Below are 14,147 nucleotides of genomic sequence, written 5' to 3'. Positions count from 1 at the left end.
GGCCATGAACGCGGGGCCCTCCTTGGCGAGCGCGTGGAAGAAGACCTCGTCCTTGAAGAAGCCCACGGTGAGGGGCAGCGCGGACAGCCCCGCCGCGGCGATGGCGCTGGCGCCCGCGAGCACGGGGAGCGCGTGGCGCAGGCCGCCGACCTCCGACAGCTTCTTCTTGCCGGTGACCTGGGTGACGGCGCCCGCGGTGAGGAACAGGGCGGCCTTGCACGGGGCGTGGGCGGCCACGTAGAGCGGCGCGCCCTCGGAGCCCAGCGCCACCAGCACCAGCGCGTAGCCGTACTGCGCGATGGTGGAGTACGCGAGCACGCGCTTGAACGGATCCGCCACCAGGGCCATCAGGCTGCCCATGCCCATGGACACGAAGCCGATGACGAGCAGGCCGTGGCGCACGTCCGTGGCCGGGGCGAACAGCGGGTAGAGGCGCTGGAGGAGGAAGACGCCCGCGGCGACCATGGCGGCCGAGTGCAGGTACGACGACACGGGCGTGGGCGCGGCCATGGCGCGCGGCAGCCAGAAGTGGAACGGCACCTGCGCGCTCTTGCCCAGCGCGCCCACGGCCAGGCAGACCAGCGCGCCGGTGGACGCGGGGCTCTGCGCGGCGCGCTCGAAGACGAGCGGCAGGGAGAAGGTGCCGTACTGGAGGCCCAGCGTCATGGCGCCCGCGAAGAAGACGACGGACGTGGCGCCGGTGAGCACCAGGGACAGGAGCGCGGCGGCGCGGGACTCGGGGTCCTCCCGGTCGAAGCCGATGAGCAGGTAGGAGATGATGGTGGTGAGGTCCAGCGCCACGAACAGCAGCAGCAGGTCGTCCACGGTGACCAGCAGCACCATGGCGGCCATGAACGCGAGGATGAGCCCCTGGAAGCGGACTTCATCGCCTGGGGGCCGCTGCTCCTCCGCCAGGTGGTGCGGCATGTACGCGCGCGAGTACAGGACCACGAGCGCGCCAATGGTGAGCGCCATCGAGGCATAGAGGCCGGACAGGCCGTCGCGCGTGAACTCCAGCGACAGGCCCCAGGAGGGGGCCCAGGGGAACACGAGGCGCGTGGTCTCCTGCGTCCACTCGTAGACCAGCGCCCCCAGCGCGGCGAGCGCGCCCAGGGCGCCCATCCAGGCCGCGGCACCCGGACGCCACCGGCCCGCGACATAGGCAAGCGGCGCGCACGCCAGGGCCAGGAGGATGGGCAGGAGGAGGGGCATGGGCGAAGGGCCCACGTTAGGAGTGGCCCGCCGACGCAGGCACACAACCGTCAGCCCCGCGCGCGGAGCGTCACCCCGAGGTCACTCGAAGCGCTGGGGCCGTGCGCTGGTGGACACAGCTCAGGCCAGCAGACCTTCCAGCACGGTGAACAGCCGCTCGCAGTGCGGAGCCCTGGCACGAACGAGCGCCGGGTCCACCTTCCCCAACAGGTCCGAGCAGTGATGGATCTTGTGGTACTCGCCCTTCTGCGTCGTCTTCGTCGCGCTCACCAACGCAGGTTCGAGCGCGGTCTTGGGAATGGCCTCCACGTCGGTTGCCCTGGGCAGCCGGCCCACCGCGAAGTTCCTGCCGTAATACTGCTGGAGCGTCACCAGGTCGGCCATGAGCCAGGCCTCGACGGTCTGCACCATCAAATGGCAGGAGTCCTCCGAAGCATTCCTGGGACGCGTCCACGGATCGCGTGAAGCAAGATGGGCCCAGGGCCTCATCTTCACGGGTCCTTCTGAGTCCACGAGCAGGATGTTGAACGCGGCATCACGCGGACCACACATGACGAACACCCATCGAATGTTACTGCTTCGACCGCGCTCAATCAGGGCACTGAAGAACCTGCTGAACCCAGCCCGAAGCCGCTCCTTGCCGTACCGGGTATCTCCTCCGCCCTCGATGTAGAGCCGGATCTCCTTTACCAACGGTTCCCCCCCAACTCGCCCATCCTCCACACCTCGCCCAGTCCGTACTTCTTCAACCACTCCGAGAGCTTCGCCTTCTCCAGGCGACGCAGCGTCGTCCCGGTCCCATCCCTTTCGCAGACGACCACAGCTTCCGGGACCTCCGACAAGGCCGAAATCAGGGTCTCCGAGTGCGTCGTCACGATGAGTTGCGTACGGGAGCTCGCCTCCACCAGCAGCCGTCCAATCTCCGGAAGGATGTCGGGATGCAATCCCAGTTCCGGCTCCTCGATGCAGACCAGGGGCGGCGGCGTGGGGTGGCAGAGGAGCGTCAGCAGGCAGAGATACCGCAGGGTTCCATCGGACAGGCGTGTTGCAGGCACGGAGGCGTTCAGCCCCTCCTCCTGGAAAAACACCTGGACGGTCCCTCCTGAAATACGGACTGAGTAGTCCCTCACACGGGCGTAGAGGAGCTTCAGGTTCTCCAGCAGAACCTTCTTCATGCCCCTGGCTTCCAGGTCGCTGAGGACGAGGCACAGGTTGCTGGCATCCTCCAGCAAGAAGTCCCCCGGAAGATCCACCCGTTGGGGAAGCCGAGGAGGCGTGTACCGCCCCATGTTCCATTCACGGTGCAGAGAGAAGCGGCTCAGCAGCGAACTCACGTATGTCAGTTCCGGATACACGTCCTCATCCCGCTTCTGAGAGAGGATGGACTGATCAGAGCTTACCGATTCGCGCTTCAAGACCCTGCCCAGGCGACCATTGGACGACCCTGGCTGGGCCTCTACCATCTGGCGAGCATTGATGGCGGGCCTGCCCGACTGGTACCGATAGAAGAAATAGGGCTGAGCCGACTTCTTCTGCGGTCGCTCGTTCTCAATGGATTCGTCGACCAGTTCCAGGCGTTGACCTTCGGAAGTGAATGCCAACTGGTAGCGCAGTGGCATGACGCCTTCCGGGTAGTCGAGGACGACCTCCAGGCGCGCAGTGGACGGGCCGGGCTCCGTTCCTCCCTTCCACAACCACCCCGTGACGCCTCCGCCTTCACGAATCGGCGCCAGAAGGTTGCCGGGCGTTGCCCGCAGCAGGCCCAGCGCCTCGATGAGGTTGGACTTTCCGGACGCGTTCGGCCCAATCAGGACATTGAGTGCCCGCAGGGGGAAGGCTTCGGAGGCGGGCCCGAACGAAAGGAGGTTCTGGAGGCGGATGCTGCGCAGCATCCCGCCACTCTACCCGGGACCGGACGACGCCGGACTCATTCCGGCTACAGCGAGTCCAGCAGCTCCCGGCACTCGCGGCGCCAGTGGAGGGCGGTGGCGGGCACGGGCTGGACTCGCACGGAGCCGTCCGCGGGGTCTCGCGACAACAGGCGCACCTCTTCCGGGCGCACGTGCTCCAGCAGGTCCGGCGAGTGCGTGGCCAGCACCACCTGCACCGGCGTGCCTCCGGTGGACTCGCCGCGCGTCATGGCGCGCAGGAGCTCCAGCACCTCGCGCACCAGGCCCGGATGCAGGGCGCGCTCCGGCTCATCCAGCGTGAGCAATTCCGGCAGCGGGCGCTGGTAGGGCAGCACCAGGAACGCGAGCAGCCACAGCACGCCGTCCGACACGTAGTCGGGGCCGAACCACACGTCCGGGCTCCAGCGGTCGCGGAAGCGCAGCCGGAAGGAGCGGTCCTCCAGGTCGCGTGACACGTCCACCTCCGACAGCGACGGCACGCGCTTCGCCAGCTCCGTCGAAATCACCTCGCGCGTGGACATGGGCAGCGCCGCGAAGACGCTCGCGAGGTTGCCGCCCTTGCGCTCCAGCCACGTCGCCTTCGCGGACGAGCCTCCCTCGCGCAGCGCCTGCATGCTCAAGGCCAGCTGCTGCGTGGAGTGGCCCTGGCCGGGCAGCGTGTCCATCACGCTGAACGGATACTGCACGCGCGTGCGGTCGCCGCGCGCGTACGTCCACTCGATGGAGAGCGGGCGGGATTCATCGCGGCGCCAGAAGTCCGAAGGCTCGTACGCGAGCTGGTGTTGCAGCCCCTCCAGCACGGCGGTCTTCCCCGACGCGGAAGGCCCCACCAGGACGGTCAACGGCTCCAGGGCAAGCTGCACGCGATGCAGACACCGGTAGTGCTCGAAGCGGACGGAGGCAATCACAGCCGGGAGCCTAGCGGCCTCCCCCCAGGGGCCGTCCATGGCTCCGCTCGGACCCAGGCCCCCTTCCTGGCGGTCAGGCCCGCCCCCCGCGCAGCGCTTTTCGCAGTACCTGCGCCAGGTGCAGCGGCTTGCGCCCCGTGGCCTGGCGGATCTGCTCCCGGCAGCTGAACCCGTCCGCGATGAGCAGCGTGTCCCCGGCCGCCTCGCGCACCTTGGGGAGGATGACCCTTTCGCCGCAGGCCTGGGACACGTCGTATTTGTCGCGCTCGTAGCCGAACGCGCCCGCCATGCCGCAGCAGCCCGAGTCCGGCTTCTCCCAGTCCAGCCCCGTGCGGTCCAGCCACCTTCGCTCATCGTGAAATTTCATCACCGCCTGGTGATGGCAGTGCCCCTGCACCAGCGCCCTTCCCTCCAGCTTCGGGAGCTCGAAGTCGGGCGCCCGCTTCTGCAACAGCTCGCTCAACACATGCGTCTGCGCCGCCAGCCGCTTCGCGTCCTCGTCGTGGGGGAAGAGGTTGAGCAGTTCGTCGCGGAAGACCGCCGCGCAGCTGGGCTCCAGCACCACGAAGGGGATGCCCGCTCGTATCTCCTCCCGGAAGCGCGCCAGCGTGTGCCGCAGCAGCGCCTTCGCCGTGTCCAGCATCCCGTAGTCGTAGAGCGGCCGGCCGCAGCAGACGAAGCCCTGCGGAACGCGCACCTGGAAGCCCGCCGCCTCCAGCACCTCCAGCGCCGCGCAGGCCGTGTCCGGCTGGAAGAAGTTGTTGAAGGTGTCCGGGAAGAGCACCACCGGGCCCCGGTGCCCTGCCTGCGCATGCCGTCCGCGCACGCGCCGCTGGAAGGACTTCGCGTCGAAGCGGGGAATCTCCCGCGCGGGGTGCACGCCCGCGGCCCACTTCGCCAGCACGCGCAGCCCCGGCGCGTGCGTGAGGAGGTTCACCAGCCACGGAGCACGTCCGCCCACGCGCGCCCAGAACATCACCAGGCCAAAGGCATACGCGTGCCGGGGACGCAGCCGGCCCCGGTAGTGGTGGCTGAGGAACTCCGCCTTGTACGTGGCCATGTCCACGTTCACCGGACAGTCGGACTTGCAGCCCTTGCACGCCAGGCACAGGTCCAACGCTTCCTTCACAGCCGGGCTCCTCCAGCCCTTGTCCACCACGTCGCCGCGCAGCATCTCGAAGAGCAGGTGCGCGCGGCCTCGCGTGGAGTGCTTCTCCTCGCGCGTCACCATGTAGCTGGGGCACATGGTGCCGCCCTCGGTGCGCCGGCACTTGCCCACGCCCACGCAGCGCGTGGTGGCGTGCGAGAAGCTGCCCCCGTCCTCCGGGAAGTGGAAGTGCGTGCGCGGCTCGGCGGGGGCGTAGGCCGGGCCCATGCGCAGGTTCTCATCCAGACGGTACGGCTCCACCACCTTGCGCGGGTTCATCCCGCCGTCGGGGTCCCACAGCCGCTTGAACTCGCCGAAGGCGCGCACCAGGTCCCCGCCGAACATCCGGGGCAGCAGCTCCGCGCGGGACTGGCCGTCGCCGTGCTCTCCGGACAGCGAGCCGCCGTGGCGCACCACCAGGTCCGCCGCCTCCTCCACGAAGTGGCGGTAGTGCGAGGTGCCTTCGCGCGTGCGCAGCTCGAAGCTGATGCGGCAGTGCAGGCAGCCCTGGCCGAAGTGGCCGTAGAGCGACGCCTGGTAGCCGAAGCGGTCCAGCAGCCCCCGGAAGTCGCGCAGGTACTGGCCCATGTGCTCCGGCGGCACCGCCGAGTCCTCCCACCCGGGCCACGCGTCCGGCTCCCCCGGGATGAACGCGGTGGCGCCCAGGCCGGACTCGCGCACCTCCCAGATGCGCCCCTCCTGCGCCTTGTCGTCGTAGAGGCGCATGGAGGGCGCGTGGCCTCGCGCCTTCAGCCGGTCCATCAGCGCGTGCGCCTTCGCGTCCGAATCCTCCTTGGAGTCCCCGCCGAACTCCACCACCAGCCAGCCCTCGCCGTCCGGCAGCATGGGCAGGTCCTCGACGTGCAGGTGCTTGCGCCGCATCCCGTCGATGAGCTTCGCGTCCATCCCCTCCAGGCCGATGGGCCCCGCCTCCACCACCTCCGGGACGTCATCGCCGGCGCGGTACACGTCCGGGTAGCCCAGCACCAGCAGGGAGCGGGCCTTCGGCTCGGGCACCAGGTTCAGCGTGGCGTCCAGCACCGTGACGCAGGTGCCCTCGGTGCCCACCAGGGCTCGCGCGACGTGGAAGCCGTTCTCCGGGAGCAGCTCGTCCAGGTTGTAGCCGGACACGCGGCGGGGGATGCGCGGGTATCGGGCGCGGATGAGGCCGGCGTAGCGGTCTCGCAGCGCCTTCATGCCCCGGTAGAGCTCGCCCACGCGGCCGGGCTCGCGCATCAGGCGCTCCAGCTCCGCGTCGGGCGTGCGGCCCACGCGCAGGCGCACGCCGTCGTAGGTGAGGACGTCCAGGGACTCGGTGTTGTCCGCCACGCGGCCGGCCATCTGTGCGTGCACGCCGCAGGAGTTGTTGCCCAGCATCCCGCCCAGCGTGCAGCGGTTGTGGGTGGCGGGATCCGGGCCGAAGGTGAGGCCGTGGCGCTTCACGGCCTCCGTGCGGAGCACGTCCAGCACCGTGCCGGGCTGCACGCGGGCGAGCCGCCGTTCGGGGTCGATGTGCAGCACGCGGTTCATGTGCCTTGAGAAGTCCAGCACCACGGCCACGTTGCACGTCTGGCCCGCGAGCGCGGTGCCGCCGCCCCGGGACGTGAGGGGCGCGCCGTACTCCCGGCACAGGCGCACCGTCTCCACCACGTCCTCCACGGTGCGGGGACACACCACGCCCAGCGGCACCTGCCGGTAGTTGGACGCATCCGTGGCGTACAGCGCGCGGTCGCCCGAGTCGAAGCGCACGTCGCCCCGAAGCCGGCGGCGCAGCGCGCGCTCCAGGCCCGCGACGTCCACGGGCTTCCGCTCACGCGGGGCGGCGGCCGTGCGGGGGCGGCGCACGTGGCGCAGGGTGTCCAGGAAGGTCGTGGTCATGGGGAGGTCTCCACGGCGAAGCGGGCGGCGTCCGCCCGTTTGAGCTCCAGCCCCATCCCGGGCCGGGACAGGTCCGGCGCCATCGCGCCATCCACGGGCGGCGGGACGCCGTCGAAGAGCATCCGCTCCAGCCGCGCGTGGTCGTGGAAGTACTCCACGTGCACCAGCCGCCGGGCGGCGCAGGCCACGTGCAGGTGCAGGGCCGGGGCGCAGTGCGCGGACAGGGGGACGTGGAAGACGTCCGCCAGCGCGTCCGCCTGGAGGAAGCCGGTGAAGCCCAGGCACCGCGTGGCGTCCGCCTGGAGCACGTCCACCGCGCCCGCCTCCAGCATGCGGCGGAAGTACGGGCCACTGTCGCCGTACTCGCCCGCGGTGACGTCCAGGCCGGCGGGTACACCATCGCGCACGCGGCGCAGGCCGGACAGGTCGTCGCCGGAGACGGGCTCCTCGAACCAGGATACGCCGGCGTCGAGGAAGTCCTGAGCGAGCGCCAGCGCCTGCTTCACGGTGTACGCGCCGTTGGCGTCCACGAAGAGGGCGGGTCCGGGTCCCAGGGCCTCGCGCACGCCGCGCACGCGGGCAGGGTCGGCGTCCGCATGGGTGCCGACCTTCATCTTCACGCGAGGGATGCCCGCGTCCGCCCAGCTCGTGAGCTGCGTCTGGAGTTGCCGGTCCGTGTAGCTGGTGAAGCCGCCGCTGCCATAGAGAGGCGCGGAGGCGCGGGCCAGACCGAACAGCCGGGCGAGCGGCACACCGAGCAGCTTCGCCTTCAGGTCCCAGAGGGCGGTGTCCACGGCGGACAGCGCCCGGGCGGCGAGGCCGCGCGAGCCCAGGTTGCGCACCCGGTGCAGGAGCGACGCCATGCGGGCCGGGAGGTCCCAGGCGTCCGCGCCCACGAGCAGTGGGACGAGCAGGTCGCGGATCAGCGAGGCACCGGCGGCGGCCGCGTAGGTGTAGCCCAGTCCGCGCTGGCCTCCGGCCACGGGCTCCACGAGCAGCAGCGTGGTGGACGTCCAGGCGAAGGTGCCGTCGGACTCTGGCTGGTCCGTGGGCACGGTGTACGCGGAGACATCGACGCGCTCGATGGGGGCGGCGCTGTCGTGGCGAGGGGAAGACGGCATCGTGATCCTTCGAGTCCCGAGGGCTTCACGGTGAAGCTAGGCGCTGGGTGCGGGATGGCAGCGCGGTGAGGCCTCCCGCATGCACGCTGTCCAGGACATCCACCGGGCGCTGCGTGTGTCCTGCCCGCCTTGGCGGCGGGCCGTTCCTAGATTGAGGCCGGGCGGCCTCGGCTGCTCGGGAGGCGGAGCATGGGCAAGCGGAAGCGGACCCGGACGGTGGACGTGGCGGTGGAGTCGTGGAACATCGTGCGCGATGTCGTGCTCCCCGGCGCGCTCGCGGGAACCCTGGGCGCGTTCGCGATGGCGGTGCTCGCCTGCGCGTTCTCGGGCGTGCTGAACGGTGAGCCCTGGAGGCCGGCGCTCCTGGTGGCGGGGCTGTTCTTCCGCGATGGCACAGCGCAGGGCGTTGGCGCGGTGCTGCTCGGGTTGCTCATCCACTTCAGCGTGGCGGGAGGAATGGCCACGGGCTTCGCGCTGCTGCTGCCACGCCGGGGAACCGCCGTCGCGGCGCTCTGCCTGGGCGTGCTCTACGGCATGGGCCTGTGGACGGTGATGACCTGGCTGATGATTCCCTTCGCGTCGCCACCCCTCTCGCACGAAGCCCCAACGTCGATGCTGTTCCTCCTGCACCTCGCGTTCGGCGCGGCGCTCGGAACAATGCCCGCGTTTCGGAACGTCCTCACCCGGGCGGACCGGCTGCGACGGGGGCTCCAGCTCCTGGGACAGGGGGCCTGAGTCCTCCACGGGCCGGGCGGACATTTCCTCCATCCCTGTGCTGGCGCGCTCCGAGTGCATAGCGTCGTCTCATGAGCAACGGGGCGGCCACGCGCATCCTCACGCGACTGCGGACCACGCGTCTGGCGGAGACCCTGGGCACGAGCTACTGGCTGTTGCCGGCCCTCTGCGTGGTGGCGGCCATGGCCCTGTCATCCGGAGCCGAGGCGCTCGACGCGCGACTGCCGCAGGCGGAGTCCGCCTGGTACCTCTTCCGGGGCGGGCCGGAGGGCGCGCGCTCCGTGCTCTCCGCGGTGGCGTCCTCGATGATGACGTTCTCCGGGCTCGTCTTCTCCGTCACCATCCTCGTGCTCCAGCAGGCGAGCAACCAGTACTCGCCGCGCATCATGCGCACGTTCCTGAGTGACCGGCAGAGCCAGCTGACCCTGGGCATCTTCGTGGGCACGTTCGTCTACGCCCTGCTGACGCTGCGCACCGTGCGGGGAACGTCCGAGGAGCTGCACATCCAGGCCCATGTGCCGTCGTTGTCCGTGTGGCTGGCGGTGATGCTGGTGCTCGCGTGCGTGGGGGCGTTCATCCTCTTCATCCACCACGTCGCTCAATCCATCCGCGCCGTGGTCATCCTCGGCCGCATCCGTGATGAGACGTCCGCCACGCTGGAGCGGATGTATCCGGAAGGCGTGGGGCAGGACACGCGCGAGCCGGAGCTCCGGCGGCCGCCAACGCCTCCCTCGCTGGTGGTGCCTCACGCGGGGTCCTCCGGTGTGCTCGTCACCGTGGACGAGGACCGGCTGATGGCCTGCGCGAAAAAGGCCGGCGTGGTGGTGGGGCTGATCCCGATGATGGGCGACTTCGTGCCGCATGGCGCACCCCTCTTCGAGGCATGGGGTGACGCCGCGAAGCTCAACGTGAAGGCCCTGGCGGACGCCGTGGGCACGGGCCCGGAGCGGACGCTCCAGCAGGACACCGCCTTTGGTTTCCGCCAGCTCGTGGACGTGGCGGAGCGGGCCTTGTCCGCGGGCATCAACGACCCCACCACGGCGGTGCAGGCCATCGACCCCATCCACGACCTGCTGCGCCGCATGGTGCACCGGCGCTTCCCATCGCCGTCCCGCCAGGACGACACCGGCGAGCTCCGGCTGCTCTGTCCCCGGCCGGACTGGGACACCTACGTGCGGCTCGCCGTGGACGAGGTCCGCCTCTTCGGCGAGGGGAACCTCCAGGTCGCGCGGAGGCTGCGCTTCCTGGTGCAGGACCTGTTGAGCGTGGCGCCGCCATTCCGGCGCGACGAGTTGGAGCGGCAGCTGCGCCTGCTGGACGCCAGCATCGACCGCTCCTTCCAGGACGCAAGCGACGCGGCCATGGCCCGCCGTCCCAGCCCCCAGGGCCACGGTCCTCGCTGAGCGGCCTACGGGTTCAACGGACCCGCGGGCTCCGGGGGCCTCGCGCTCCTCGGGTCCTGCATCGCTCCCGGCAAAGCCTCCACCGGGAACGGGCCCGGCGGAATCGTGGGCCGGAAGCGCGTGCGGGTCTCCAGCACGCAGATCGCCAGCAGCACCGCCACGAACACCACCGATGTAATCAACACCAACCCGTTGCTCGCGCGCTGCTCTCGCAGGTGCATGTAGAAGAGGGCGATCAGCAGCCCCTTCGCCGCCGCGATGAGCAGCGCCACTGGCAGTGACCAGGCTCCGTGCGGCAGCCTGTGCAGCCCGTACGTCAGCGCCGTCAACGCGAGCAGCACCACCCCCACGACCAGCACCCCGGCCACGCTCAACTGACGCTCCGGCTTCTCCACCGCGTCGTCGGTCACGGGCCCGCTCCTCATGACAGGTACAGGATGGGATAGACGAACAACCAGATGACATCCACCAGGTGCCAGTACATGCCGCCCAGCTCCACCGGCGTCGCGTACGCCGGCCCGAACGTCCCCGACGCGGAGCGCACCCCCAGCACCGTCAACACGCTCACGCCCACCGTCACGTGCAGCGCGTGGAAGCCCGTCAGCAGGTAGTACAGCGTGAAGAAGAGGCTCGCGCCCACGCGCGGCACCTCCGTGAACCGGTACGCGTCCCCTGGCAGCCCGCCGTCCTTCACGTGGTGCGCGTACTCCACGCCCTTCACTACCAGGAACACCACGCCCAGGAGCGCCGCCAGCAGCAACAACGCCCCGCCCAGCCCTGGCCTGTTGCCCCGCACCGCATGCACCGCGAGCGCCACCACGATGCTGCTCGTCACCAGCAGGAACGTGTTCAGCGTGCCCAGCCCCACCTCCATCGTGAGCTGCGCGGCGCGGAACGCCTCCGGGTACACCGAGCGATACACCCCATAGGCCGTGAACAGCCCCGCGAACAGCAACACCTCCGTCGCGATGAAGACCCACATGCCCAGGTACGCCGCCTGCTTGCGCGCGTCCTCGGAACCCCAGTGCTCCGTCACGGCCTCAGGCGGCATGCGGCACCTCCTCCCGCGCGTACTCGTGCGGACCCGTGGGGTACTCGGGCGTCGTGGTGAAGTTGTGCGTGGGCGGCGGGGACGCGCTCCGCCACTCGAAGCCCTCACTGCCCCAGGGGTTGTCCCCCGCGACCTCGCCGTAGCGCAGGCTCCACGCCAGGTATCCGGCGATGATCAGGAACCCGAACGCCAGCAGGGACGCTCCCGCCGTGGACGCCACGTGCAGCGACTGGAAGTGCGGCGGATAGTCCGCGTACCGCCTGGGCATGCCCAGGTTCCCCAGCAGGAACTGCGGCACGAACGTGGCGATGAAGCCGAAGATGATCAGCACCGCCGCGCCGTTGGCCAGCTTCGCGGGCGCGCGCCTCCCGGACATCTTCGGGAACCAGTAGTGCAGCGCCCCCAGGAACGCCATCACCGTCGCCCCCACCATGATGAAGTGGAAGTGCGCCACCACCGAGTACGTGTCGTGCCAGTGCAGGTTCAACGACGTGGTCGCGTACGCCACGCCAATCATCCCTCCGAAGAAGAGGAAGAACATGAACCCCAGCGTGTAGAGCAGTGGCGACTCGATGGCGATGGAGCCCCGGTAGAGCGTGCCCAGCCAGGAGAAGATTTTGATCGCCGTGAAGATGGCCACCAGCATGGACATGGCGCCGAACGCGCCCGCGCCGAAGGTGGACTGGCCGGACGTGAACATGTGGTGGCCCCAGGTGAAGAACCCCACGAACGCGATGCCCAGCGTGGAATAGACAATCATCCGGTAGCTGAAGGCGTTCTTGCGGCTGAAGGCACACACGGCCTCGCTGATGACGCCCATGGACGGCAGCACCATGATGTAGACGGCCGGGTGGCTGTAGAACCAGAACAGGTGCTGGAAGAGGAGCGGGTCTCCACCGCGCGCGGGGTCGAAGATGCCCGCGCCCACCACCCGCTCCAGCGCCACCAGCAGCAGCACCATGCCCAGCACCGGCGTGGCCAGCACCTGGATGATGGACGTGCCGTAGATGGCCCAGACGAACAGCGGCAGCTTCATCCACGTCAGGCCCGGCGCGCGCAGCGTGTGCACCGTGGCGATGAAGTTGAGCCCGGTGAGGATGGTGGAGAACCCGATGATGAACACGCCCACCAGCACCGGCAGCACCGCCGTGCCCGTGGTCGTGCTGTAGGGCGTGTAGAACGTCCAGCCCGTGTCCGCGCCGCCCTCGAACATGCCCCACAGCGTGACGCTGGCCCCCAGCACGTAGAGGTACACGGACGCCAGGTTGAGCCGGGGGAAGGCCACGTCCCGGGCGCCAATCATCAGCGGCACCAGGAAGTTGCCGAAGGAGGACGGGATGGCCGGAATCATGAACAGCCACACCATGGTGACGCCATGGAGCGTGAACATCCGGTTGTACGCCAGGTGCCCCATGATGGTGCGGCCCGGAGTGAGCAACTCGATGCGCAGCGCCAGCGCGAACAGGCCGCCCACGAGGAAGAAGAAGAGCGTCAGCCCCAGGAACATCACCCCGATGCGCTTGTGGTCGTGCGTCGTGAGCCACGACCACACGGTGCGCCCGTCCGTCAGGTAGGACTCAGCGGCCGGTGGGAACATAGACAGGCTCCTCGGCCGCGGTGACACCCGGGCGCAGGGGTCGCAGGGACTTGATGAACTCCACGAGCGCGCCGGTGTCCTCCGCGCTCAGCCGGCTGTGATAGCCGGGCATCACGGGCGCGTAGCCGGCCACCACCTTCGCCAGGGGGTCCATCATGGACTCGGTGAGGTACGCCTCGTCCGCGAGCACGGCGCCGCCGCCCTCCAGCGGTTCCTTCCGGCCGTACAACCCCAGCCACGTGGGCCCGATGTGCGGCGCGCCCGTCACCGTGTGGCATTGCAGGCAGCCCTGCGCGGCGGCGACGCGCTCGCCCCGGACGGCCATGGACTCCGGGGTGCGGGCCACGGGGAGGTTGCGGCGCTGCGCGTCCTGCCATGCGTCGAAGTCCGCGGGCGGCAGCACCACCACCTCGCCGCGCATCACCGAGTGGTCCAGCCCGCAGTACTCCGCGCACAGCACCGGGTGCCGGCCGGGCTTCGGCGCTTCGAACCAGAGGTCCGTGTAGCGGCCGGGCACCGCGTCGCGCTTCATGCGGAAGTCCGGCACGTAGAAGGAATGGATGACGTCCCGCGAGGTGAGCAGCAGCCGCACGGGCCTGCCCGCGGGCACCACCAGCGTGTCGATGGCGCTGGGCCCTCCGGGATAGGTGAACTTCCACATCCACTGCTTGCCGGTGACGTACACGTCCAGCGCGTCCTGGGGCGGGCTCATCACCCAGACGAACTGTTTGAAGCCCAGGACGAACCAGAGCAGGAACAGCGACAGCGGCACGCCGATGAACAGCGCCTCCAGCCACACGGGCGCCACCACGCGCGGCGTGGGGTCCGACGCCGTGCGCCGGCGGTAGCGCACGAGGAAGAAGATGCCGACGGCGCCAATGCCCACCGCCACCGCGAACGTGGTGAGCAGCAGGACGTAGTGCAGGTGGTCCACCTTCACGGCGAAGGTGGAGCCCTGCTCGGGAAGGAAGAAGAGGCGGCGCAGCAGCTCGTTCATCGCGCGCCCCCTTCACCTTCGGAGAGCAGCTGCCGCATGGCCGCGTCGATGGGCTGGTGGATGACGCCCGCGTCCACGTCCACCCAGCCGTAGCCGTCCAGCCGCTCGCGCTGCCGAGCCTTCAGCGCGTCCGCTCTGCGGTCCAGCGAGAAGGGGGGCTGATCAATCATGCCGATCTGCGTGGTGCC

12 protein-coding genes and 1 pseudogene are annotated in these 14,147 nt (G+C 69.8%); 2 read left to right on the top strand and 11 right to left on the bottom strand.

The genetic code is table 11. The features are described 5' to 3' along the window. The 6 genes from D7X55_RS22915 to D7X55_RS22890 form a co-directional block, all read right to left on the bottom strand. A partial coding sequence (locus tag D7X55_RS22915; RefSeq protein WP_304988898.1) for an NADH-quinone oxidoreductase subunit L occupies positions 1 to 1,212 on the bottom strand: 1,212 nt, incomplete at its 3' end. Between the two features lie 120 nt (positions 1,213 to 1,332). Further along, entirely contained in the window at positions 1,333 to 1,935 is a 603-nt protein-coding gene (locus D7X55_RS22910; RefSeq protein ID WP_233610003.1) for a DUF4276 family protein, read from the bottom strand. Continuing rightward, entirely contained in the window at positions 1,899 to 3,104 is a 1,206-nt protein-coding gene (locus tag D7X55_RS22905) for an AAA family ATPase (RefSeq protein ID WP_121724182.1), read from the bottom strand. Before D7X55_RS22905 ends, D7X55_RS22910 begins: the two co-directional genes overlap by 37 nt. A 44-nt stretch (positions 3,105 to 3,148) precedes the next feature. After that, a complete protein-coding gene (locus D7X55_RS22900; protein WP_121724181.1) occupies positions 3,149 to 4,030 on the bottom strand; it encodes an AAA family ATPase in 882 nt (293 codons plus the stop codon). Between the two features lie 73 nt (positions 4,031 to 4,103). Further along, positions 4,104 to 7,055 carry an FAD-binding and (Fe-S)-binding domain-containing protein gene (locus D7X55_RS22895; protein WP_121724180.1) on the bottom strand — a complete coding sequence of 984 codons (2,952 nt, stop codon included), beginning with the start codon at positions 7,053 to 7,055 and terminating at the stop codon, positions 4,104 to 4,106. Then, complete coding sequence (locus tag D7X55_RS22890) at positions 7,052 to 8,176, bottom strand: enolase C-terminal domain-like protein (RefSeq protein ID WP_121724179.1); 1,125 nt, start codon at positions 8,174 to 8,176, stop codon at positions 7,052 to 7,054. Before D7X55_RS22890 ends, D7X55_RS22895 begins: the two co-directional genes overlap by 4 nt. A gap of 189 nt (positions 8,177 to 8,365) precedes the next feature. On the opposite strand from D7X55_RS22890, the gene D7X55_RS22885 reads away from it, so the two are divergent. Together D7X55_RS22885 and D7X55_RS22880 are read left to right on the top strand one after the other, a co-directional pair. Beyond that, complete coding sequence (locus tag D7X55_RS22885; protein ID WP_120551419.1) at positions 8,366 to 8,911, top strand: hypothetical protein; 546 nt, start codon at positions 8,366 to 8,368, stop codon at positions 8,909 to 8,911. A 71-nt stretch (positions 8,912 to 8,982) separates the two neighbouring features. Next, entirely contained in the window at positions 8,983 to 10,314 is a 1,332-nt protein-coding gene (locus D7X55_RS22880; RefSeq protein WP_120551420.1) for a DUF2254 domain-containing protein, read from the top strand. Between the two features lie 5 nt (positions 10,315 to 10,319). On the opposite strand, the gene D7X55_RS22875 is transcribed toward D7X55_RS22880, so the two are convergent. The 5 genes and pseudogenes from D7X55_RS22875 to D7X55_RS43480 form a co-directional block, all read right to left on the bottom strand. Continuing rightward, on the bottom strand, positions 10,320 to 10,724 hold the full coding sequence (locus D7X55_RS22875) for a cytochrome C oxidase subunit IV family protein (RefSeq protein ID WP_233610002.1): 405 nt from the start codon (positions 10,722 to 10,724) through the stop codon (positions 10,320 to 10,322). A gap of 11 nt (positions 10,725 to 10,735) precedes the next feature. Beyond that, positions 10,736 to 11,365, bottom strand: a complete 630-nt coding sequence (locus D7X55_RS22870) for a cytochrome c oxidase subunit 3 (protein WP_120551422.1) — start codon at positions 11,363 to 11,365, stop codon at positions 10,736 to 10,738. After that, positions 11,355 to 12,962: a cbb3-type cytochrome c oxidase subunit I gene (locus tag D7X55_RS22865; RefSeq protein ID WP_121724177.1), complete on the bottom strand. Its 1,608-nt coding sequence runs from the start codon at positions 12,960 to 12,962 to the stop codon at positions 11,355 to 11,357. Before D7X55_RS22865 ends, D7X55_RS22870 begins: the two co-directional genes overlap by 11 nt. Beyond that, the gene (coxB, locus tag D7X55_RS22860; RefSeq protein WP_121724176.1) at positions 12,943 to 13,959 is read right to left on the bottom strand and encodes a cytochrome c oxidase subunit II; all 1,017 of its coding nucleotides are present in this window, start codon (positions 13,957 to 13,959) and stop codon (positions 12,943 to 12,945) included. The genes D7X55_RS22865 and coxB overlap by 20 nt, the downstream gene beginning before the upstream one ends. Beyond that, positions 13,956 to 14,147: pseudogene (locus tag D7X55_RS43480) on the bottom strand (hypothetical protein); the annotation flags it as partial. The pseudogene D7X55_RS43480 and the gene coxB, both read right to left, overlap by 4 nt.

The organism is Corallococcus sp. AB049A (assembly GCF_003668885.1).
In the GTDB taxonomy this organism is placed as follows: Bacteria; Myxococcota; Myxococcia; order Myxococcales; family Myxococcaceae; genus Corallococcus; species Corallococcus interemptor.
Note: the sequence above shows the minus strand (reverse complement) of the source record. Positions and strands in the feature narration are given on the sequence as shown.

Coding starts and splice junctions, on each gene's coding strand:
- D7X55_RS22885 (WP_120551419.1), top strand. CDS start 8,366: ATGGGCAAGCGGAAGCGGACCCGGACGGTGGACGTGGCGGTGGAGTCG.
- D7X55_RS22895 (WP_121724180.1), bottom strand. CDS start 7,055: ATGACCACGACCTTCCTGGACACCCTGCGCCACGTGCGCCGCCCCCGC.
- D7X55_RS22870 (WP_120551422.1), bottom strand. CDS start 11,365: ATGCCGCCTGAGGCCGTGACGGAGCACTGGGGTTCCGAGGACGCGCGC.
- coxB (WP_121724176.1), bottom strand. CDS start 13,959: ATGAACGAGCTGCTGCGCCGCCTCTTCTTCCTTCCCGAGCAGGGCTCC.
- D7X55_RS22880 (WP_120551420.1), top strand. CDS start 8,983: ATGAGCAACGGGGCGGCCACGCGCATCCTCACGCGACTGCGGACCACG.
- D7X55_RS22865 (WP_121724177.1), bottom strand. CDS start 12,962: ATGTTCCCACCGGCCGCTGAGTCCTACCTGACGGACGGGCGCACCGTG.
- D7X55_RS22905 (WP_121724182.1), bottom strand. CDS start 3,104: ATGCTGCGCAGCATCCGCCTCCAGAACCTCCTTTCGTTCGGGCCCGCC.
- D7X55_RS22890 (WP_121724179.1), bottom strand. CDS start 8,176: ATGCCGTCTTCCCCTCGCCACGACAGCGCCGCCCCCATCGAGCGCGTC.